Raw genomic sequence first — 21992 nt, 5'->3', positions numbered from 1 at the left:
GATCGGCAGCGGCACGGCCTTGTGCCGTTTTTAATCCAGCACTATGGGCTGCTGGATTAAAAATATGCCGGGGCTTTTAGCCATGGATTTGGCCCTATGGGTTTCTCCCCGGAATAAGTGCTTCAGATGAAAGTGTTATTTCGCTTTGAGTGCAGCGGTATATTCCTCGTGCTAGCGTTTTTTTCGCTAGTTTGAGGTGTTCTGTCCACCTGTCATCTTACTTTTGAGTTCCAGTAGCTTGACGATACCGGAGCCTAGCTTCATCAATTTAAGCAGGTCCTGGTGTTCTAGCTTGCTGAGTGTGTTGGCAAATTCTTCGAGTAGCTCCAGCAAGCTGTAAACTTCCTGGATTTTTTCCTGTGCCTGGGCATCCAGCTCATCTTGGGGTTCATTGAGCAGCAGCTGGCGAAGCAGACTTAATGTAGGGTCGAGCTCTCGCTTGCGGCGCTCCTCGAAGACAGTGCGAGCGAGGTCCCAGATTGATCCAGCTGCAGTGAAATAATCTTTGCGATCGCCCGGTTGATGATGCAGCTCTACCAAGCGCCAGGCCTGTAGCTCTTTGAGCCCCATACTGACATTGCCACGACTGATCTTCAGTGCCTGGGCCAATTGCTCGGCATTGAGTGGCGTGGGATGAATGGTGAGTAGGGCAAACATTTGTCCCACCGTGCGATTGAATCCCCAGCGGCTACCCATTTCACCAAAGTGCAGTACGAATGCCTGGGCTTGACTCGATAGTTTCATTTACTTCTTAAGTTTCAGAAATTTCTGAAAATTGTAAATGTAAATTGATCTATGTCAATCACCAATTTAGAAAATAATGTGAGGCCAGTGAGAGGCTTCCTGATTCTGATCTGGGGAGAGGCTGGCGCAGCCGGGGTTATATGCTCAAGCTACTTTTGGCTCTTTGGTACCAGTTGTCGGGCACGATAAAGCCTCTGCAGGCTTCGCCATTTTTATCGACGGCGGCGATGCACAGGGGGTGGGTAAAACTTTCGGGCAGCAGCGCTTCTAGCAATTGATCGGCAGTCATGCCGGTGGTGCTGCTCTGAGGCGCCAGCCAGGTTTGCTTGGGGAGCGCCAGCCACTCGAGAGTACTGCGGTTTACCTGGCTCAGGGAGAATGACCGAAACTCAGATAACGATACCCACCAAAGATCATGACTGGAGGGCCGGCGAAGTGTATCCAGCGGTTTGAATAGTCTCCCGGGCATTAGCGCCCACTGGCGATCTATCTCTAGGCCGTGCTCTTTCAGCATTGATTGAACTGCCGGCATTTCAATCAGTGGCAGTTGATGATCTGCCATTCTTGCCAGTTTGATATCCAGTCGGTCCTTGATTCCGGGCCCTACCCAATGGATATCGGTAACCTGGAGATAAAATTTTACGGCAATCTCCCAGTGTTCACACTGATTGCTGGGCAGGTGTTGCACGACGAAGTCGAGTTCCCCCAGTGTCTTGCCGCCAGACCTTAGAGGGAGGTTTTGGTAGAGCAGCTGGTAGTCGGGGTGTTTGTCAAAGGCAAATGACCAGAGCCTTTCAAAGTAAGTGCCCAAGCGGTTATTGGGTTTGTTGAGGTTGAGTTCGTGCAGGTAATTATCCAGTTCAGGGGAAAGTGCATTTTTTACTTTCGGGCAGGAGAAGTATTCCAATAGGGACTTTCGTCGCGTGGGTAGAAGCCAGGGGAGTTGGTTAGCTGCACTAAAAGCTGTAACGGAGTCCTCGCTAGTGGGAATATCCGAACTTCCCACGGACCACATTAAGTTGTCCCAATTATCTACCTGTCCGCTTTTCAGGGAGGAAATCATGGCCTTCTGTATCGTTTCCTGAGTCATTAAACTTCTGTATATTGCTAAAATACAAGACAGATTGGTGAAGTCACCTATGATTGCTTTACCATCTGAACTAAAAATAATAATTACACTTATAAGAATCGATCCGAGCACCAAAAAAATCAGCGAATTACCGATGTCGAAATAAGTCGCCTGGCAGTGGAGTTTCTGCCTTGATTTCGTTATCCATCTCCAGTGCCAGCTTTATTCTGGGAGTTGATTTTGGTCGGGTATTTTTCTTACAGTGACTGATACTGGAGAAAATCATGGAATCAGGTCCTCTTATTTCGATCGGCTTGCCTATCTCGCTGTTTATCATCATGGTGGGAATAGGGATGACCCTAACTGCCAGGGATTTCCATCAGGTAACGGTAAAGCCCATTGGCCTTATTATCGGAACTTTTACCCAAATTCTCCTGATGCCAGCTATAGCAATTGGCCTCTGCTGGGGATTAAATCTACCACCGGCCATTGCTGTTGGCCTAGTCATTATTGCCGCCTGTCCGGGAGGCACAACATCGAACCTGTTTACCTTGATGGCTCGCGGCAACGTGGCGCTTTCTATTGTATTAACAGTTTCTGCCAGCCTGATTACAATTGCCAGTTTACCGCTTTTCGCAAATTATGCGCTTCGAACTTATTTCGGCGCTGACCAGACTATAACTCTGCCATTCGCCAGTACAGTGGTGATGTTATCCAGTATTGTCCTCTTGCCTGTTGTGGTAGGGATGCTATTTCGCGCCTGGAGACCGCACCTGGCTCGCCGCGCAGAGGGAATAGTCAGTATTTTTGGCGGGGTTGTATTGCTTGCACTGGTAGCAGGCCTTATCTGGGGAATTCGCGATCGCCTTGCAGACTTGATGGTTCAAGCTGGCCCCTCGGTCATTCTATTGAATCTCTGTGGTGTGCTATTGGGGCTTCTTATCAGCCGGGTTGCTGGCCTGCCAAAGCGGGAGGGGGTTGCGGTTGCAACGGAACTCGGTATTAAAAACAGTACCATCGGAATGATGGTAACCCTCACGCTCTTACACTCGAGTGAGATGTCCGTGCCCTCAGCAGTTTACGGTGTATTGATGTTCCCATCTGGCGTTCTTTTGGCGTTATATGGTCGCCGTGGTGCAACGAAAAAACTGGCCTCTGAGACGGAAGGAGCAGGTGAAGTAGGGTAGTAAATGTTGCATTTACCGAAAACTAGACCATACCTTTACTATTGAGGGTGTGGTCGATCTTGGAAAATTGAGCTCGCCTATACCAATTTCTGTTACTGCACTATGAATTTCAATAATTCTAATGTGCGGCCACGGATTACTGAATGTCCTTTTTAGGTATATGTCTAAAACCAGGCATTGAGTTGTCTCAACCTCAGATTGTAAAGTCAATATGTTCAAGGGTTTTACGGCGAAGCGCAGCAAGAAAAATACAATCAACAACAACCTAAAATTAGATGCTCTGGTCTGGAAGAGAATATTGGAGCAGTCGGCCCTCAGTGGTAATGATTCTGGGGTAGGTAATGCGGCTAAACACAGTATTGTTGTTTCTCTGACTAGCTATGAAAAGCGAATCCATGATATCCATTTGTGTATCGAGAGTTTATTTCAGCAGTCGCTAAAAGCGGATTTAATTGTACTTTGGCTATCGACCAAAGAATTTCCAGATTATATGTTGCCTAATATTTTAATGAGGCAGGTGGATCGTGGGTTGAGAGTTGAATTTGTTGATGAAGATCTAGGACCTTACACAAAGTATTATTACACGCTTCAAAAATTTCCTGATAGCCTGATAGTCACAGTGGATGACGATATCCTCTACCCGATGGATACCATCGATATGCTGTATCAGTCATATTTAAAGTTCCCGTCACATATTTTCTGTCATCGAGCTCACAGGATAGGTGTTGATAAAAAAGGTAATGTATTGCCTTACAATAAATGGAGGACAACGCGGGAAAATTGGAAGTGCAACATGAATATCAAACCTTCTTATCGCGTTTTTCCTACTGGAGTTGGTGGTGTTTTATATTATCCCGGCTCTTTACATCCCGATGTTCTGAATAAAGATAAGTTTTTGGAGTTATGTCCTAATGCGGATGATATCTGGCTTAAAGCCATGAGTATGAGGCAAGGAGTCCGTTGTGCAAGAGTGCCAGATGTTCGTTTCTGGAGGGATAGGTTTTTAACAATCCCTGGGTGTCAGGCTAGCGGCTTGAAGAAACAAAATTTAAAGGGAAAGTGTGGTAATGATAAGAAAATACGCAGAGTATTCTCTGAATATAATTTATCTCAGTTACTGTTAGAGTGAATAGGCACTGCTTAATCTATAGGTAATGTAGTTGTTGCACTCTAAGGTTGATATTTGGCTTTCAGTTTAATCTCAAACTGCTACCACTTATAACGAAATCCTAATTCCAAGCCTCCAGAAAAACTATTCCCCAGGTTTTCCAAACTGCTACTGTAATAAATTTCTGAATAGATAGAACAGTGATCACCGCACTCATCGTAGCTCGCGCCCAAGCGCAATTCACCGTACCAGGTATCAGGTTTTTGACTGAGTCGGGTTTCCGATACGAGTAAATTAGTCCTCTGGTCGATATTGTAAATAAGGCTCGGAGTTGCGAACAGAGAGAACCTTTCCAGGGGAATTGAGCCGTACATATTGCGACTGCTCTTACGCTGGCTCTTGCGCTTTTCAAAGATGGTTCCCAAACGTAAGAGGAAGCCATTGTTATTGATATCTGTAGCTTGTACTGCATAGATATCCTGCAAGTTGTTAGCTTCCTCCGAGGTGTAAATCAATTGCGCATGGGGTGTCCAGGAATAGTAATCATGCAGTTTAAAACTCTTTCCGCCCTCGATAGACAAGGCGTAACCAAATGCTTCATCGCTATTATTGAGTTCGCGCAGTGATTTGGCATCCATTTCAAAGTCAAACCAATTTAGCTTAAGTTGACTATCAATAAAAATGCCATCCAATCCATACCAGGTGACAAATGCGCTGATACCGTAGTTACTCGCATCGATTGAGCCATCACCAAAAAATGAACTCACATCGTTATTTGAATCGCCGTAGTGCAAAGCGGCGCTGCCAATAAGTTGGCTTCCAAATACGGAGACTTGTATTGGTAAATCAAAGCCCACTTGTACTTGATAGTAAGTCTGCTTCCAGTTTGCACGGGTACTGGACTCACTGGGATCAAGGGTAATATGCCGGGCAGAGTTCCTGATCCAAAGTCCACGATTATCAATTGCCTGCTCTTGGGCATCGCTATACTCGCTACTGGCCAAGTCCAAATAGCTTGTACCTACCCAATAGCGATTTCCCAGGCGGCTGCGTAGTGAAGAGGGAATATTGAGTGTTCTGAGAATTTGCGGGAGGGCTTCGTAGAGTACTGCAGTAGGTTGCCAGCGGATCATTCCGCCTTCAGGAAATACTGAAGAGTTATCCACAGTTGAACGCAAATACCAGCTGCCATCATCACTTCCTCCTGCGCCGTTCTGGTGCAATGTGTAAGCATAGGCTCCACCTATCACTGCCTGCTGATCATCTTTACTGACAAAGTCCCCTGCTAGAGTGAATTGTGCATTTGATTCGCCTTTGACGGAAACCACCTTAATACCATTGCCCTCTGTCCGCTTTCCTTTACCTGAGCGGTTAAAGACAGAGATAGTGGTGGTGCCAGAGCTGTCTCCTTCCACAATTAGTTGATCGCTCTGTGAAAAATCATCTTCAAGGACGGCGTCTACCCATAGGCGCCCATTATTAGAGCGGTATTGCCCATAATTTCCATTATCGTCTTTGGCTATGGTGAGGGTGTTGAACCTATTGTTGGATAGATCAATGGTTCCACTATTGGAGACATCTCCTGAAATTACATAACTGTCGCTATCAAAAAATGCCTGCCCACCCCAGCGAATATCCAGGCCGAGGGAATTTCCTTCTGAATCGAGACCTCCTCCGACAGTTAAACTCCCAGTGAATGTCATTTTGGAGCTACCCCAGATAACGACTCTTTCCCAGTTGTTTAGAAGAGTCCCATCAACGGAGTAATCCAATTTAAATATTAAATTGTCGACTTCACCATCATCTGCACTGAGATCATCACCACCATCCAGTATGACATCTCCATCGAAAGAGTGTGAATCTATCAGTAGGGTGTCTGATCCGGAGCCGCCTCGAATTTCGTTACTGATGCCCTCATCCCAATAGATATAGTCATCGCCGTTTCCGCCATCCAGGTAGTTAAAAATGAAACCTCCATCCAAGGTGATGGTATCGTTTCCTTCTCCTCCCCAGACGTGAAAGGACAGCCCATCGAGTAGAATCAGGGTGTCATCTCCATCGCCTCCATGAATGCCTCCTCCCCCGAGATAATTCCCTACATCACTGGATCGCTCGTCGAGAGTTATCGTATCGTTGCCAGCGCCACCGTCGGCAAATAAGGTAACAATTCCTCCCGTGATAGTAATTTCGTCATCTCCCTCTCCCGCAAGTACATTTTCCGCCGTTCCACCGTTAAGAATGATGGTATCGTTGCCGGCATAAGTTTCTATGTCCGCACCATCGGGGTCATTGTCTTCGTCACAGGTGATTTCATCTGCGGCAGTGGTGCCACTATTGCCGGGGGTACATTGTGCTAGAGAATGGCGGCTAAAAATAAGCAGTGCAGAAACCGTCATAATGAGTAGGAATATTTTTACGAATCCTACAGAAGAAAGCTGGAAACCAGTTTTTTGGGGAGACACAGTTATTCCTTTATATTGTGCCAGATAGTTGTAATACCGATTAAGTTTTTAGCGGCGAAGTTATAGTTGGGGACAACGCAGCTCGAGTATGACTTAACTTCAAATTTTAAGAGTATTCGCTGTCGCCCAACTGTATGAAATCGCTCCGATAACTAAAATTTAATACCCACCCCGAAATTTATGATCCAGGGGTTGTAGTCAAAATGGGCATAGAGGCGATCCCTGCCCAATTCAGTGGGGAAGTCGATAGTGGCATCGGTGTCTGCCAGGTAATAAATCGCGGATGCGTTAAGTAGTAGAGGATATCTCCAGTCGCGGAAATCAAAGATATAATCCAGGCCGGCTTGCAGCCCCCAATCCCACGAGTGCCCCATATTAAATGATCCCGGTGCGACCGAGAGCTCTGAATCTATCAGGTATTCGTTAAACTGGCGGCTGATTTCAACGGTGTGGAAATTGGTGTAATTGATTCCTGCACCGATATAGGGGCGAGCGCGATAGGATGGATCTAAGAAGTACCAGTTGCCGAAAACCATTGTCGTTGTAGTGCTAAAGTCGCCGAGCTGGATTTGGTTTCGCCCAGGGTTGCCGGTGAAATTATCCAGTTTTGTACCATAGCTGGCGCCATTAATATGCATTAATTCTATGCCCCAGCGATCGCTGGGCCGCCACACTCCCGATATTTGCCAAGCATGGGTCGAGTTGATTTGCCAACTGCTGTTGTATAAATCCCATTGCTGTAAAACTCTATATTTAAGCGCTGTGCCCTCATCGTTTGGCTGGACATAAGTCAGGCCAAAACGAACAATAAATTCGCCCCATTCGATATCACGCCAATCATCCTGGGCATGGGTCGATAGTGCTGAGAGAGTGAAAAGTAGAGTAATAATTCCTTTATTAATTCCTTTTGCGGTCATCTCGATATCCATCTCTGAAAATCCGGACACAGGCAAAACTGCTTATCTGCCATAGGTGGCTTTGGTTGATACTTATTGGCAGTGCATGGGCCAAGTACCCCAAAAAGTAGCAGGACTGAAAAAGGTCGCAGGGAATTTTTCAAAATTTGAGGCCTAAATTATCTAGCCAGGTTTTCAGGGAGAAGGGAATTTATAAGGAGAGAAAGAATAATGCGCTTGGTGCCTTTGGGGGTATAAGTGTCTAATCGGGTTTACAGGGAAATTTCCACTGCGAGTCTTGGGTGCAGTGTATTTTTTCCCTCTTTTCCAGTGATAAGGCTGGGCTACGGGAGATTACCCAGGGGCACTTTTTCCAGATTGCGGGCGTATTCCAGGAACTTCTGTGCTGCTGGTGATAGTGGACGTGATTTGCGTCGAGCTAAATACCAGTGGGTGACAATGGGAAGCTCTTCGACATCGAGAATTGACAAGCCTGCACGCCCGCCAAATGCCAGGGTATGCTCCGACAATATAGAGACCCCCAGACCGGACATAACCGCGTGCTTAATGGCTTCATTGCTCTCAATGGTCATACGGAGCTTGAGGTCTACATTGCGTTTGCGCAGGAACTGTTCAATGGCATGGCGTGTACCGGAGCCCTCTTCCCGATGTAGGAACTGACATCCTGCAAATTCTTGCAGGGAGATTTTCTTGCGGGAGGCCAGTGGGTGCTTCTCAGGCGCTATAGCCAGTAATCGGTTGGGTAGAAACTCCACCAGCTCCAGGTCCTGGCTCTTTGGAGGATGGCTGAATACGTAGAAGTCATCTTCATCCTCACCAGTGTAATCAATGATCTGTTGGCGGTTGCCCACCCTGAAGTGGATATCCAGTCGCGGATGCTGCTGATAAAACTCCCCGATCAGGTGAGGGATAAAGTATTTGGCGGTAGTCACTACTGCCAGTTGTAGGCTGCCGGTATCCAACCCTCGCAATTGGGCCAGTTTCAGGTCCAGATACTCGTAACTCTTCAGGATTTCCCGGGCACTTTCTACTAGTGTTTGTCCGGCCTCCGTAAATTGCAGTTGCCTGCCCACCGAGTAATACAGAGGTAAACCCACCGCATCGGAGAGTTTGGCCAGTTGCATCGATACGCTCGGCTGGGTTAGGTGCAGTTTTCTGGCTGCGGCGCTGATATTGCCCAACTCATAGACACAGAGCAGGATCTCCAGTTGTCGAACGGTTCCAATGCGGGCATGGGCACGAGTTAGGGGCACAAAATCACCTGTATAGGTTTGAGTTTATAGTTTACATAATAAATATCTATTTTTATCTATCAATAGCAATTCCGATAATGCGGCAATTTCAATAACCAGTGGGGGCATTATCAATGCAGAGATCACAACTCTTCTTTGGCGTGGTTGTCGGCTTGTTAGTTTTATGTGCAGGCTTGTCAGTAAATCTTGCCGGTATGAACGGGGTTCCCTTGATGGCTGTAGGCCTAGTGGTGGTTCTGGCCAATGCTATTTACTGGCTGATGGCGCAGCAAACCCCAAAACGCATACGGATCTCCAATAATCGCTCCAGACAGCGCCGGGGACAGCGATAGAGATGCAGTTGGATATTGTTGTTGGTTTCTTTCTGCTGGGCGCCTTTGCCCAGCTGGTTCGCAGTGACCTGCGTTTACCCAAAGGTCTTTACCAGAGCTGCGTTATCTTCCTGCTAATCGCCATCGGCCTAAAAGGTGGTGCTGCTTTAAGTGCGTATTCCGCTGCCACCCTGGTTCCCCAGTCCCTGGCGGTGGTGGCTTTTGGTGCTTTGTTACCCCTGGTAGCTTTCCCTATCTTGCGCTGGATTGGCAAGTGGTCACGTGTGGATGCGGCGGCAACGGCGGCGCACTATGGGTCTGTCAGTGTTGCCACCTACGCGGTGGCTGTAGCCCTGCTACAGTCACAGAATATTGAATACGAAGCGTATTTCCCTCTGTTTGTAGCGCTTCTTGAAGTCCCGGCAATCATTGTCGGCATGTTGTTGGCACGGCAATCGATGGGCAGTTCGAGCAAGCGCCGGGTGTTTCACGAGGTCACCTGCAACCAGGGAGTACTGTTGCTCCTGGGGGGAATTGTTATCGGAGCCTGGGCTGGAGAGCGCACCGCTTCAGTAATGCCTTTGTTTGGGACCCTGTTTCATGGCATATTGGCGCTCTTTCTGCTGGAAATGGGGCGTGTCGCTGCGGCGCGGTTGGCCGATGTTAGAGGGCAGGGTGCTTTCCTGCTCAGCTTCGGCATTTTTATGCCGCTGATTGGCGGTGCCGCTGGCGGTATCTTGGGGAGTTTGTTGGGTTTGTCGCCTGGTGGTATCTTTCTGCTCGCGGTGCTCGGTAGCAGTGCCTCTTATATCGCTGTGCCTGCGGCTATGTCCGTTGCCCTGCCGCAGGCCAATGCTAGTGTGTCCATCACTTTGTCCCTGGCAGTTACCTTTCCTTTCAATGTGCTGGTGGCGATTCCCGTCTATCTGGCGCTCGTTCAATATTGGAGTTAATCGCAAGTGAAGCCGATTCCCTTTGAAAAAGTCACTATCGTAATGGGTTCCCGCTCGGATTGGGCCACCATGAGCAACGCGACTAAGCCTCTGGAAGAGCTCGAAGTTCCCTTTGCTACTGCTGTGGTTTCGGCCCACAGAACTCCCCAGCGCATGGTTGAATTTGCCAGCCGTGCCCACGAATCCGGTACCGAAGTGATTATTGCCGGCGCCGGCGGCTCCGCCCACCTGCCGGGTATGATCGCTGCTTTGACTCCCCTGCCTGTGATCGCAGTGCCGGTTGAGAGCCGCTTTATGACGGGTATGGACAGCTTGTTATCCATTGTGCAGATGCCTCGCGGTGTGGCGGTAGCAACCCAGGCGGTCGGTGCTTCCGGTGCCTACAATGCAGGTTTGATGGCTGCGCAGATGTTGTCTTTGGCTGATGCGGAATTGCAGAAGCGCCTGATCGCCTGGCGTGAGCGTCAGACCGAGCAAGTCCCGATCACGGTTGAGTGATAGGAGATCGTTGTGAGTAAGAGACGAGTTGCCATTATTGGCTGTGGGCAGTTGGCACAGATGATGGCTCAAGAGGGGCAGCCCCTCGGAGCGGAGTTCAGTTTCCTGGCTGAGACCGGTGAAAACACCGACTGTGTGAAGGGACTGGGGACTATCGTGGAGATGGAACCGGGACAGGACCCTGAGGCCTTGTATCAGGCATTGGGACGCCCGGAAGTGATCACCAGTGAGAGGGAGCAAGTGAGTGTGGACTTGCTGCGCTCATTTCAGCCCTTCTGTCCGGTATATCCGGACCCGCATATTACAGAGAAGGCCCAGCACCGCTTGCGTGAGAAGCGAGCACTCACAGACTCTGGACTGCCTGTTGCACCTTTCGCAGCAGCACAGGGTGAAAAAGAGCTGCGGGAAGCGGTCGACCAACTGGGATATCCGGCGTTTATTAAGAGCTGTGAAAATGGCTACGACGGCAAGAACCAATGGTGTGTGAAGAGTGCTGCAGACTTGGATGCTGCCATTCCCCAAGCTGGAGATCAGGAGTGTGTGGTTGAGGCTGGGGTGAATTTCGCCTGTGAAGTCTCCATTATCGGTGCTCGTTCGGCATCCGGTGAAATCAAAGCTTATCCGCTGACGGAAAACCGCCACCGCAACGGCACCTTACTGCTGTCCACCGCTCCCTACGACAACCCGGAGCTGCTCAAGGCCGCAGAGGGTTACCTGGCGACCCTGCTGAAGGACTGGGACTATGTGGGTGTATTGGCCGTTGAGTGTTTTGTCAGTGAGAGCGGCCTGATTGTCAACGAAGTGGCACCGCGAGTTCACAACAGCGGTCACTGGACCTTTGTCGGCCCTGAGGCCAGCCAATTTGCCAATCATATTCGCGCGATACTGGATATGCCCCTGGGCGATACTGCCTGCCCGGTGCCGGTTGCGATGGTCAATATGTTGGGGGTTGATGTAGCTCCGAAGCAGGATAACGATGGTGTTTGGCTGTACGGCAAAGCACTTCGCCCTGGGCGCAAAATGGGTCATGTCATTTTACAGGACCCGGATATGGAGCACCTGCGCCAGCGCAGCGAAAATATGATTGAAGAACTTTACGGCGAAAAGATTTAGTGCTTACTGAATATTGCGCATCGGGTTCTTGAACTTGAGTTTGTAGCCGGTACCCCGCCACATGGGAGTGCCGGCTCGATAAGCCGCCCGGGCAATCATATGGACACCGATTGGCACTGTAAGTAATAAGAATAAAATGGCGGCAATGGCCCTGGCTGTTACCTGAGCGTCACTAAAAAGAATTGCTACGCCCGCCAGCAATAATCCGCAACACACCGTAGCCCCTTTTCCCGATGTACTCATTCGAGTGTAAAAGTCCGGCATTCGCAGCAACCCCAAAGCGGCGCTGAACCCAAAAAAACTGCCCACCAGAATTATCAAAGCGATAAAAATTTCATCAAATGTCATCACGATCCCTATGGCTGTGGGTGACTGTGCGCGAGCCGCTTTTTTCAATAAAACGGGCAAAGGCCACACTCACTAAAAATGCGACCAGGGCCAGGGCGATGGCAGCGTCCAGATACACGGGCTGTCCCGAGGCAATTGCCAGTAGTGCACAGTAGGCTACCGCCAAAATATTGAGAACATCCAGGGCGACAACCCTGTCTGCTAAGGTGGGGCCCAAAGCGATACGCAGGAAGCACATCACCAGGGCGAGTAACAATAGAAAGGAGGCAATATTGATTGCTACTGTGACCAGTGGCGAATGAATATCGATAATTGTGAGAAACATCAGGAAACGGCCTCCTTAACCCGTTTCTCAAATCCCTCCCTAATCTCCTCGCGAAAGGTTTCTGGATCACTGACAAACATAGTATGTACGATTAAGGCATCATTGTTGGGTGTGACATCCAATACCATAGTGCCCGGTGTCAGCGAAATTAAGTTAGTGAGAATAAAAATCTGGTTTCTATCGAGCCTCTCCATGGGTAGTCGTACTACCAGGGGCCGGCTTTGCAAGCGGGGCGAAAAGACTTCGTAGGCGGCACGCAGGCTGGATAAAACAAGCTCCTCGATAAAGAAAAAGAATAAATGAGCCAAACGGGGCAAGCGGGTAAAATAAGTCTGTGCCCCGGGTAATATAGGTGAGACTCGCAGCGCCAGAAATCCGATCAGAAAACCAAAGAAAAAATTTGCCATGGAGGCATTGCCGGTCAGGGCCGACCAACTGATCGCGAGCAATAAATTTAATAGAAAAATACGCATTTCTATTTATCCATCCCAAAGTTAATGAGTGGTACCTGGTAACACGGCGTTCAGGTAATCATCAGGCTCCAATAACTCTCCGGCAGCCCCCAGGGAGTATTCGATAAAAGGCTCGGGAACCAATCCCAAAGCCAAAGTGATTAATGCCAATAATGCGACTGGCAACAGCCGCTGGAAGCGCTCTGCGCCGCTGAGGCTATATAAATTCTTGCAGTGCTCCTGGGGGTGTGGCTTCCAGAATGCCTCTGCCCATATTTTACTCATTGAAAATAGGGTAAGCGCCCCGGTAATCAGTGCGACGGCAGCGACGATATAGGCGGCCTGGTCGAGGCTTGCTTTGACTAATAGCAATTTTGCCCAGAACCCAGATAATGGTGGGAACCCCGCTAAGCTAAATGCGGCGATAAAAAAGAAAGTAGAGAGAAGTGGGCTGGCGCGATATAAACCACCAATTTCATTGAGCTCATAACTACCAGTAAGGCGCTGGGCAGTACCGCTGATCAGGAATAAATTTGTCTTTGCCACAATATTGTGGACCATGTAGAACACAGATCCGGCCAATGCTAAAGGGCTGTTCAGTGCTAATCCCAATACCAGGAATCCAATCTGGCTGATGATATGGAATGCGAGTATCTTGCGGAATTCGTACTGTGCTGCTGCGCCCAAAACACCCGTCAGCATGGTGAGTAATGCAGCTCCCAATAAAATATCCCGGGTGAAATCCAAATCATTGGGAAATATTAAAGTAAAGGTGCGAATTAGCGCATAGACGCCGACTTTGGTCAGAAGACCGGCAAAGACAGCGGTTACAGCGACCGGTGGAACATGGTATGAAGCGGGCAACCAGAAAAAGAGTGGAAATATTGCCGCCTTAATTCCAAAAGCGCAGATAAAAATAACTGCCAATGTTGAAATCGCGACGGGATTTTGTACCTCGGCCAGAGAAATATGCAGCTGCGCCATATTAAGGGTGCCGGTGAGACCATAAAGCAACCCGATAGAGGTCAGCATCAACAGCGTGGATACAAGGTTTAATGCTACATACTTGATGCCACCGTCCAGCTGTATTTTTTCACCCCCCAGTACCAGCAGTGCGAAAGAGGCAATCAGCATCACCTCAAACCACACATACAAATTAAATAGGTCGCCGGTGATAAAGCTACCGCTAACACCGGCCAATAACAGTTGAAAGAAACTGTGAAAGCCAAGTTTCACCCGTTTCTCACTGATATCTGAAATGGCAAATAGAGAGACACACAAACCCACGATGGCACTGATCAACAGCATTACCGCACTGAGCCGATCGGCGACCAATGTGATTCCGAAGGGAGCCTGCCAGTCTCCCATTTGCCCAGCCTGAGGGCCCTGGCTTTCTACCAGGACAAGAATATAAAGGTTAATGCAAAGGGCAGTGAGGCATCCCAATATCGAAATGGCAGAGCAAAGGTATCTACGGCCTCGAGCGGGAAATGTGATTAACGCCGTGGCGATAGGGATTAGGAATGGCAGGGCCAATAACCAACTCAAGTGGTCTTCTTCCTCTTGGGTTTGACAGGCTCGGCAATACGCATGCTATCCACATCTAATGTACCCAGCTCACGGTAAGCCTGGGCGATCAGGGCTAGGGCAAAGGCCAGCAGGCCGAAGCCAATTACGATTGCGGTTAGGATCAGGGCTTGGGGTAGGGGATTGGCAACAATAATTTGCGGGGCTTCCTGATCCTTGGGTACTAGCGGTGGTGAGGCGCGTGTCAACCGCCCCGCGATGAAAATTGCCAAGTTGGCGGCATTGCTAATCAGTACCAAGCCGAACAGATAGTGCAATAGGTGGCGGGCCAGCATAAGGTAGACGCCGGTAGCAATCAGGATGCCGACGACAACGGCGAGGGGAGCTTCCATATCAGCTGGCCTCTTCCAAGGCAAAAATTAGTGTGAGAACGGCTCCGAGTACTGTCAGATAGACCCCAATATCAAAAAATAAAAGATTGCTGATAATGATTCCGCCATTTTCTTTGCTACCTACAATGGCAAACCACTGCCCGGAAAAGGGGCCGTCTCCCCAAAATAGAGCCATCAACCCAGATAATCCGGCGATGACAACTCCCCAGGCGGCGAGAGTTCCTGGAGGTATGCGCAGAGCACTTTGTGCCGCCTCCATCCCCCAAGCCATGGCAAACAGGGCAAAAGCAGAAGCGGCAATTAATCCAGCAATAAATCCGCCTCCGGGATAATTGTGTCCACGTAACAGCATATAAATGGAGAAGACCAAGATCAGGGCTACCAACACACGGGTCGCTGTCTGTAGGATAATAGAATTCACTGCTTGCCCCGTCTTAAATGATGACCGAGTAAGGTCACCGCAGCGACAGCCGCAGTAAACACCACAATAATCTCCCCGAAAGTATCCAGGGCCCGGAAGTCCACCAGAATGACATTGACGATATTGCGCCCATGGGCCTCGGGTACAGCAGCTTCCTTGTAAAATTCACTCACTGGGCTCTCGAATGGGGTTTGCAGAACCACCAGAATGCTAATGGTAAATAAAAGGCCAACTGTGGCACCGAGCAATGCATCCCTGGGACGAAAGCCTTCCTTCTTGCCGGGAGTAAATACGGGCAGACGTGGAAGAATCGCAGCAATTAATACCAGGTAGAGTGTTTCCACCAGAATCTGTGTAATTGCCACATCCGGTGCACCGAAGAAGAGATAAATTAGAGCGATACCCACACCGAGAGCGCCGAGAGCGCAAATGGCGGTCAGAGGTTTACGCGCAAAACCCGCAGTAAATGTACCTCCTACCGTCAGCAGTATGGCTGCCCACTCTTTTAAATTAAGTCGTGGCGCAGTGTATTCCAGTGAGAAGTGGCCGGTATGAACAAAGGCATAAAAAAGGGCCATCGAGAGTGTAACAAAAATGACTGTGAGATAACGACGCATAATTCCATTTTGCAATATGCGTGTTTGCAGTGCGGCAAAAGCTTTTAATAGTTCTAAGGATTTATCCCACAGTAGATCGGCGCTAGTTGGCGCATGGGTAAAGTCCCAGTTTAGCCAGGCACGCATACGTTTTAAATTGACATACATAATCACCCCGAGCACAAAAGTAAGAATGCTCATCAGGAGCGGAATGTTAATACCGTGCCAGAGTTTTAAGTCGATGGTTTCCGGAAGGCCAAGTATCGCTGTCAGTGCCGGTTCTACCAGTCCGCCTCCGACTAAATCCGGGGCCAAACCAAATGTGAGACCGAAGGCACTTAAAACCAGTGGGCTTATCCACAAACCGGGAGGTGCCCAGCGAATACGGCTGGCATCTTTGGGGCGAGGGCCAAAGAAGGGTTTGATGGCTACCATGCCGGCTACTGTCACCGTTACCGCATTGGCAAAAATTGCTGCTGTGCCCACCAGTGCGGGCTCTGAAGCTACCGCCAGAGCACCTTCATATTTAAGTTCTTTACCAATAAATCCAAGGAACGGTGGGAATCCGGCCATGGATAGGGCTGAAGCCAGTGCAGCTATAAAAGCAAAGGGCAATAACTTCGCCAGGCCATGAAGCTTGGTTAAATCCCGAGTACCTGTCTGCCGATCGATAATGCCCACCACCATAAACAGTGCGGCTTTATAAAAAGAGTGAACCAGCAAGAAAGTAATTGCAGCGGCGACGGCAGCTGAAGCATCAGAACCCAGAAACATGGTGATAGTGCCCAGAGCGATCACGGTGGTATAAGCGAGGGCCAGTTTCAGGTCTGTTTGACGCAGGGCGGCCAATGCCGCTACTGCGGCAGTGGCAATACCGGTGCAGGTTAAAATCCACTCCCAGTATTCAGTGTGAGCCAGTACCGGATGTAGGCGCGCAAGAAGGTAAATGCCGGCTTTGACCATAGTGGCGGAGTGTAGATATGCGCTCACCGGTGTTGGAGCCGCCATGGCATTGGGCAACCAAAAATGGAAGGGCAGCTGTGCCGACTTTGAGAATGCTCCGATAAGTACCAGTATCAAGATAGGAAGATACAGTGAACTGGATTTAATCTGTTCTCCTTTTATTAACAACTCTTCAAGATCATAGCTATCGACAATTTGTCCCATTAATAGGAAAGCGGTTAGTAAGCAAAGTCCCCCTAAGGCAGTTACCAGCAAGGCTTGCAATGCTGAGCGTCGTGCAACAGCACTGGAGTGGTTAAAGCCAATCAGGAGATAGCTCGCGACTGTCGTCACTTCCCAAAACACAAATAAAGTAATGAGATCGGATGCCAATACCAAACCCAGCATTCCGACCATAAAGAGATAGAGATAGAGGAAGAAACGTCGCAATAGTGGATTGCCGCGTAAATACTCAGCGGCGTAAATGGTAATAAAAAAGCCAATACCGCTGATTAATAAGGCAAATAAAAAGCTGAGGCCATCAATATAGAAGCGTAGGGATACCCCCAGTTCTGGAACCCAGCTAATGCCAAAAGAAAACTCTCTACCTGCGGAAATATCGGGCAGATGAAAAAGCAATGATAAGGCGATAATGGCCGGAGGAATCGGAGAAAGCAGGGAGATCCATCTTCCCGGCGTTTTTTTATCGCCATTGCGACTTTCCATGTCGCCTGCTGATCCCATTATTTTATCCCTGGTGACTCGATGCCTATATACAGCAGTGATTCATTGCCAAGTTAATAGTTTAGGTGTAAACCAGAGATTGTCGCTTTTAGGGTGAGTAGTCTTGTGCTTGTGAATATGAACATGCCGGTTAGATAGAGTTTAATGCCTATTACGAGAAGCGGTATCTTAGAGCAGGTTTACAGCCCAAACAGAATTAGTCTGTTGATAGATCGCCTATTATCGAGGCAAGTCGAACCATAGTGCGATAAGATCATTTGCTGAAGCGGTTAATTCTATTTTTTCCCGATAAACTCCCAAGCCATCTCCCGCCACGAGAAGGTGGCTGCCATTGAGTTCGGCATTACCAGCGATGATATGAAGATATCCTGGGCGCTTAAGGGTATCCAACCTTAAATTCTCACCGGTGCGTAGTTGGAGGCGAAATAAGCTGGCATTCTGGTGAATAATTAGTGAGTTATCGCGTCCATCGGGAGTTACCAATGGAGTTAGCGCCCCAGTTTGAGTAATTGTCTTTTGTTCATAGCTGGGTTGAATATCTTTCCGGTTAGGCTGAATCCAGATTTGTAGGAATTTAAGATTTTTAGTCTTTGAGTGGTTATACTCTGAATGGGTAATACCTTTACCTGCACTCATTCTTTGAATCTCACCGGCGGGAACGACAAAGTGGTTTCCCTCGCTATCTAAATGTTCGATAGCACCCTCCAGAATGTAGGAAATAATTTCCATATTCTGATGACCATGAGTGTCAAATCCTGCCCCAGGCTTTACGGTATCATCGTTAATAACTCGCAGCGCAGAAAACCCCAGATGATTAGGGTCATAATAGTGCCCAAATGAAAAACTGTGTTTGCTGTGTAGCCAACCAAAACGGGCTTGCCCCCGTTCCCCTGATGGTCTGAAGTAGTACATAGCCGGTTCCTTATCGGTGAAAATAATATGGCTATGGTAGGCTGCTGTGGTTATAGGAGATATTGGATAATAATGAATCGGTTATTCGTATTAATAGAATGTTTAAGATTCTTCAGAGGTTGGCATATCTAAGGTCAGTAATCTTAGCTCACCAATAAACTCTCTAGCGGCAGGGCCTAATTTATCCTGGTCTTTAAAGTTCAAGAAAAAACTTGTGGAGCGCAGGCTGCCGTTTTTTAACTTAAGCTTTTTAAGCGTCCCAGCATTGAGTAACTTAGAAATTAGGGGGATGGGTAGCCAGGCGAATCCGAGGCCCTGTTCAATAAGATCCAAGGAGGCCCGTAAACTACCTACCTTCCAGCGCTGTTCGGCTCCCAGCCAGCCTGAATCCCTGTTTGTCTGCATAGCTGAGTCCCGCACAATGATCTGTCGATATAATTTCAGATTCTCGTACGTCAGTTCGAAATTTAATTGATGTAGCGGATGATCTCTATGAGCGACAGCGACAAATTCTATACGGCAAATTTCATCGTTGAGAGCATTTTTCATACGAAAGACAGAAAGGCCTAAATCCACAAGCCCTTCTTGGATCAACTCATTGGTACCGGACAATACGGTATCGACAATATCGATATTCACCTGGGGATATCTCGCCGAAACTTTCTCCAGTGCCTGAAAAACCACACTTTGGGGGAAGGCGCCATCTACAGCGATACGCAGTTCTGATTCCACGCCTTCACCAAGGGTTTTGGCAATATCCTCGATACGGGAGACTTCATCCAGCAGGTATTGGCCACGGCGCAACATGAGGTTGCCAACTTCCGTGAGTATCACTTTGCGGCCAGATACCTCAAAAAGCTTGACTCCGAGAGCAGTTTCCAGGTTGCTAACCGCATTGTGAATACTGGATTGGCTTTTATGGACTCGCGCAGAAGCCTGATTAAAACCACCGGCATCTACTACAGCTTTAAACATGCGCCATTGTTCTAAGGTGGTTTTTTGCATTATGTAAACCCTGATTCTTATACCGGTAGTTGTGGATAAACATCAAGGGTAAAGCTGTACGGCCTAGAACCCCAAATACTTGCCCCAAGCGAGGGGCAAGGGCATTTATACCCGATCGTGGGGGCTGTTGTAATCGATCATCGGACCCACTGGTACCACCTGGCTGGGGTTGATGGATTTATGGCTAAAATAGTAGTGGCGTTTAATATGGTGGAAATTCACTGTCTCTGAGACCTGGGGCCATTGGTATAGCTCCCGGACATAATTATGCAGGTTGGAGAAGTCTTCCAGACGCTGCCGGTTACACTTGAAATGGCCGTGATAAACGGAATCAAAGCGAATTAAAGTTGTGAATAGTCGCCAATCTGCCTCAGTGATCTTATCGCCTACCAGATACCGCTGCTTACCTAATATTGCTTCTACCTTATCCATGGCATCAAATAAGTCTCGGTAGGCCTCTTCATAAGCGGATTGAGTCGTCGCGAAACCACAGCGATAAACCCCGTTATTGATATTTTCATAGACCAACTGATTGATGGATTCGATATCTTTCTGTTTGTCTTTGGGATAAAAGTCCTGTGTATCACCGGTAATTTCATTAAATGCACTATTAAACATGCGAATTATTTCGGATGACTCATTGCTGACAATGCAGTTTTGCTGTTTGTCCCAAAGTACTGGGACCGTAACGCGACCGGAGTAGTCCGATTTATTGCGAGTGTAAACTTGATGCATAAAGTCATAAGCAAATAGTGCATCACCGCTACTACCCTCATCGGTATTGAAGCTCCATCCCTGCTCAAGCATATCCGGGCTTACAACGGAAGTGCTGATATGTTCTTCCAGCTTTTTCAATTTGCGGAAAATCAAGGTGCGATGAGCCCAGGGGCAGGCCAGGGATACATATAGATGGTAGCGTCCAGACTCAGCTTTAAAACCACCTATGCCACTGGGCCCTGCACTGCCATCGACAGTAATCCAGTTGCGTAACTGTGCAGCCTCTCGCTTAAATGCGCCACCTGAATTCTTGGTGTCATACCACTGGTCGTGCCACTGGCCATTAATTAACAATCCCATGTCTTACTCCTAAATAGCGGTTGTTTTGTGACTGGTTTCAGATGGAATCAATGTGCTTTCTTTCTGTTGTCCAAGCTGAAACGCCCAGCGCCATGGGCTGCTATCACCAGAAAACCACCGGCTATAGCTAGGTTCTTAAAGAACATTAGAAACTGCATTTGATCTTCCAGGTTGTTATGGAACAGGAGCGCAGTGAGTAAGCTAAATCCGGCGAATGCCAGAGCAGTTAATCGAGTTTGAAAACCCGCAATCAGAGCTAAGGCACCGGCTATCTCAAATAGTATTACCAATGGGAGCAGAAACTCGGGTAGACCACCGTAGGTCAGGTACTGAGCGCTACCCTCATAGTTTTGGATCTTGTTAACGCCTGCCAGTAAAAAGATTGCTGCCAAGCCAATACGTCCGGAAAGGTCTGCGACGGCTGGAAACAAGGAACCACTGGGGGCATTCGATGCTGTGGATAAAGTGGAAGTATTCATTGTGTCGGTCCTTAAACTGTAAATTGAGCGCCACCGCGGAGTAGCTGCTGTGGATAAAGGGCAGTTTATAGAGGACGAGTAGAATGAAAATTGGTTAAATTCGACCATATCATTCGAATAAATCGAACATCAGATTGGCCGGGTTCATTGAGAAGTGGACAAAAGGCCGCTCAAAAGTGATAGCCGATACCTATTGAGTAGACCCAGGGGTCAATATCTACATTCACATTGATGCGGTCGTAGTCGTTATCTTCTGTGCGGAAGCGAATTTTTGCCTTGGTATCGATACTTAAGTACCAGATAGCCGCATTAAACAGCCAGTTGCTCTCTCGTCCAAAGGCAATGTCTATGCCCACTTCCCCTGCCAGGCCCCAGGAATTGCTCAGGCTCAGGGATGCTCTTGAGTCTGCACCCAGGGCCGTATCGAAGTAGTTTTGTGCCGTGCGGCTGATATCTTCATCGAAGAAATGGGTGTAGTTAATTCCCACACCAATATAGGGCTGCACCCAGGACTCGGTGCATACCGGATACCATTGTACGCTGAGGGTTGGGGGAAGGTGCTTGATGTCACCCAGGGATACCCGACCCAGTGGATCACCGGTATCCGGGTCCGGTAAACCGCGCACATCAAGATCGTGCCGGAAAGGTACAGCTGCCAGTAATTCCAGTCCCCAATGGTCTGCAAATAACCAGGTACCAGTGATGCTAGCGGAGTATCCTGTATCCACGTAGACCCGGGTGTAGTCCAAGGGGGTGCCATTTAGGCGGAGTCTGCCAGAGTCGTCGTTTGGATCGACCGCAGCAGCGCCAACGCGAACGATAAAATCTCCCTTTTTATAGTCCGCAACCGACTGACCGGTAAGCAATAGTACCGTGCAAAAAACTAGTGTCAGATTGATTCTTTTCATGCCCAACTTTCCAGAAGTACGACTGAAAATATGTAGGAGGGTTGATAGCTACAGGAATACTGTAATCTATCGCTAGATTATTAGTGTAGATGTCTTCGAGGTCTGGGTTTATAGATAGCAAGAGCTGAGGCGCAGTAATTTATTGGTATAACTTTGTAAGCTTCTGCTGGGAATAAATTCCTATTTTCTGAGAAAGATTGCCCAGAAAAGGGTTTGGTTTCCTATTGCGCGGATAATTGTAGAATCGGT

Annotated in this window: 23 protein-coding genes; 6 read left to right on the top strand and 17 right to left on the bottom strand. The window is 48.4% G+C overall.

Going from position 1 to position 21992, the window contains the following annotated elements:
• Window positions 1-186: 186 nt before the first annotated feature.
• Both ACJJIQ_RS16895 and ACJJIQ_RS16890 read right to left on the bottom strand, forming a co-directional pair.
• Window positions 187-744, bottom strand: coding sequence for a GbsR/MarR family transcriptional regulator (locus ACJJIQ_RS16895; RefSeq protein ID WP_282931244.1), 558 nt, complete (start codon window positions 742-744; stop codon window positions 187-189).
• Window positions 745-880: 136 nt separating this feature from the next.
• Window positions 881-1834, bottom strand: a complete 954-nt coding sequence (locus tag ACJJIQ_RS16890; protein ID WP_445362516.1) for a DUF1853 family protein — start codon at window positions 1832-1834, stop codon at window positions 881-883.
• A gap of 263 nt (window positions 1835-2097) precedes the next feature.
• Between ACJJIQ_RS16890 and ACJJIQ_RS16885 the strand changes: the two genes are divergently transcribed.
• Entirely contained in the window at window positions 2098-3000 is a 903-nt protein-coding gene (locus ACJJIQ_RS16885; RefSeq protein WP_445362515.1) for a bile acid:sodium symporter family protein, read from the top strand.
• A gap of 211 nt (window positions 3001-3211) precedes the next feature.
• Window positions 3212-4129 carry a glycosyltransferase family A protein gene (locus tag ACJJIQ_RS16880; RefSeq protein WP_445362514.1) on the top strand — a complete coding sequence of 306 codons (918 nt, stop codon included), beginning with the start codon at window positions 3212-3214 and terminating at the stop codon, window positions 4127-4129.
• 80 nt (window positions 4130-4209) lie between these two features.
• Here ACJJIQ_RS16880 and ACJJIQ_RS16875 read toward each other — a convergent pair whose 3' ends face one another.
• From ACJJIQ_RS16875 to ACJJIQ_RS16865, 3 genes are all read right to left on the bottom strand, one after another.
• Window positions 4210-6570, bottom strand: coding sequence for an autotransporter family protein (locus ACJJIQ_RS16875; protein WP_445362513.1), 2361 nt, complete (start codon window positions 6568-6570; stop codon window positions 4210-4212).
• Between the two features lie 152 nt (window positions 6571-6722).
• Window positions 6723-7517, bottom strand: coding sequence for an OmpW/AlkL family protein (locus tag ACJJIQ_RS16870; protein ID WP_445362512.1), 795 nt, complete (start codon window positions 7515-7517; stop codon window positions 6723-6725).
• A 293-nt stretch (window positions 7518-7810) separates the two neighbouring features.
• The gene (locus ACJJIQ_RS16865) at window positions 7811-8740 is read right to left on the bottom strand and encodes a LysR family transcriptional regulator (protein ID WP_444896093.1); all 930 of its coding nucleotides are present in this window, start codon (window positions 8738-8740) and stop codon (window positions 7811-7813) included.
• Between the two features lie 113 nt (window positions 8741-8853).
• Between ACJJIQ_RS16865 and ACJJIQ_RS16860 the strand changes: the two genes are divergently transcribed.
• From ACJJIQ_RS16860 to ACJJIQ_RS16845, 4 genes are read left to right on the top strand one after another with little or no spacing between them, the layout of a single operon-like run.
• Window positions 8854-9072, top strand: a complete 219-nt coding sequence (locus ACJJIQ_RS16860; protein WP_445362511.1) for a hypothetical protein — start codon at window positions 8854-8856, stop codon at window positions 9070-9072.
• 2 nt (window positions 9073-9074) lie between these two features.
• Window positions 9075-10004, top strand: a complete 930-nt coding sequence (locus ACJJIQ_RS16855) for a sodium-dependent bicarbonate transport family permease (protein ID WP_282931252.1) — start codon at window positions 9075-9077, stop codon at window positions 10002-10004.
• A 6-nt stretch (window positions 10005-10010) separates the two neighbouring features.
• Entirely contained in the window at window positions 10011-10502 is a 492-nt protein-coding gene (gene purE, locus ACJJIQ_RS16850) for a 5-(carboxyamino)imidazole ribonucleotide mutase (protein WP_282931253.1), read from the top strand.
• 12 nt (window positions 10503-10514) lie between these two features.
• Window positions 10515-11615: a 5-(carboxyamino)imidazole ribonucleotide synthase gene (locus tag ACJJIQ_RS16845; protein ID WP_445362510.1), complete on the top strand. Its 1101-nt coding sequence runs from the start codon at window positions 10515-10517 to the stop codon at window positions 11613-11615.
• A 3-nt stretch (window positions 11616-11618) separates the two neighbouring features.
• Here ACJJIQ_RS16845 and mnhG read toward each other — a convergent pair whose 3' ends face one another.
• The 12 genes from mnhG to ACJJIQ_RS16785 all read right to left on the bottom strand — a co-directional run bounded on the left by mnhG (window position 11619) and on the right by ACJJIQ_RS16785 (window position 21743).
• On the bottom strand, window positions 11619-11963 hold the full coding sequence (gene mnhG / locus ACJJIQ_RS16840) for a monovalent cation/H(+) antiporter subunit G (RefSeq protein ID WP_413663319.1): 345 nt from the start codon (window positions 11961-11963) through the stop codon (window positions 11619-11621).
• Entirely contained in the window at window positions 11953-12288 is a 336-nt protein-coding gene (locus ACJJIQ_RS16835) for a cation:proton antiporter (RefSeq protein ID WP_444911519.1), read from the bottom strand. Before ACJJIQ_RS16835 ends, mnhG begins: the two co-directional genes overlap by 11 nt.
• A complete protein-coding gene (locus tag ACJJIQ_RS16830) occupies window positions 12288-12761 on the bottom strand; it encodes a Na+/H+ antiporter subunit E (RefSeq protein ID WP_413663317.1) in 474 nt (157 codons plus the stop codon). The genes ACJJIQ_RS16835 and ACJJIQ_RS16830 overlap by 1 nt, the downstream gene beginning before the upstream one ends.
• 21 nt (window positions 12762-12782) lie before the next feature.
• Window positions 12783-14288, bottom strand: a complete 1506-nt coding sequence (locus ACJJIQ_RS16825; RefSeq protein WP_445362509.1) for a Na+/H+ antiporter subunit D — start codon at window positions 14286-14288, stop codon at window positions 12783-12785.
• Window positions 14285-14659, bottom strand: coding sequence for a Na+/H+ antiporter subunit C (locus tag ACJJIQ_RS16820; protein WP_413663315.1), 375 nt, complete (start codon window positions 14657-14659; stop codon window positions 14285-14287). The genes ACJJIQ_RS16825 and ACJJIQ_RS16820 overlap by 4 nt, the downstream gene beginning before the upstream one ends.
• A 1-nt stretch (window position 14660) precedes the next feature.
• Complete coding sequence (locus ACJJIQ_RS16815; protein WP_413663314.1) at window positions 14661-15080, bottom strand: Na+/H+ antiporter subunit B; 420 nt, start codon at window positions 15078-15080, stop codon at window positions 14661-14663.
• Complete coding sequence (gene mbhE / locus ACJJIQ_RS16810) at window positions 15077-17362, bottom strand: hydrogen gas-evolving membrane-bound hydrogenase subunit E (protein ID WP_445362508.1); 2286 nt, start codon at window positions 17360-17362, stop codon at window positions 15077-15079. The genes ACJJIQ_RS16815 and mbhE overlap by 4 nt, the downstream gene beginning before the upstream one ends.
• A gap of 219 nt (window positions 17363-17581) precedes the next feature.
• Window positions 17582-18274 carry a pirin family protein gene (locus ACJJIQ_RS16805; protein ID WP_445362507.1) on the bottom strand — a complete coding sequence of 231 codons (693 nt, stop codon included), beginning with the start codon at window positions 18272-18274 and terminating at the stop codon, window positions 17582-17584.
• A gap of 102 nt (window positions 18275-18376) precedes the next feature.
• A complete protein-coding gene (locus tag ACJJIQ_RS16800; RefSeq protein WP_445362506.1) occupies window positions 18377-19279 on the bottom strand; it encodes a LysR family transcriptional regulator in 903 nt (300 codons plus the stop codon).
• Window positions 19280-19384: 105 nt separating this feature from the next.
• Window positions 19385-20356: a glutathione S-transferase family protein gene (locus ACJJIQ_RS16795; protein ID WP_445362505.1), complete on the bottom strand. Its 972-nt coding sequence runs from the start codon at window positions 20354-20356 to the stop codon at window positions 19385-19387.
• A 47-nt stretch (window positions 20357-20403) separates the two neighbouring features.
• Window positions 20404-20835 carry a DoxX family protein gene (locus ACJJIQ_RS16790; RefSeq protein WP_445362504.1) on the bottom strand — a complete coding sequence of 144 codons (432 nt, stop codon included), beginning with the start codon at window positions 20833-20835 and terminating at the stop codon, window positions 20404-20406.
• 170 nt (window positions 20836-21005) lie between these two features.
• Window positions 21006-21743, bottom strand: a complete 738-nt coding sequence (locus tag ACJJIQ_RS16785; protein ID WP_413663308.1) for an OmpW/AlkL family protein — start codon at window positions 21741-21743, stop codon at window positions 21006-21008.
• Window positions 21744-21992 lie beyond the last annotated feature (249 nt).

Source organism: Microbulbifer maximicatervae (SeqCode), from assembly GCF_052468295.1.
Note: the sequence above shows the minus strand (reverse complement) of the source record. Positions and strands in the feature narration are given on the sequence as shown.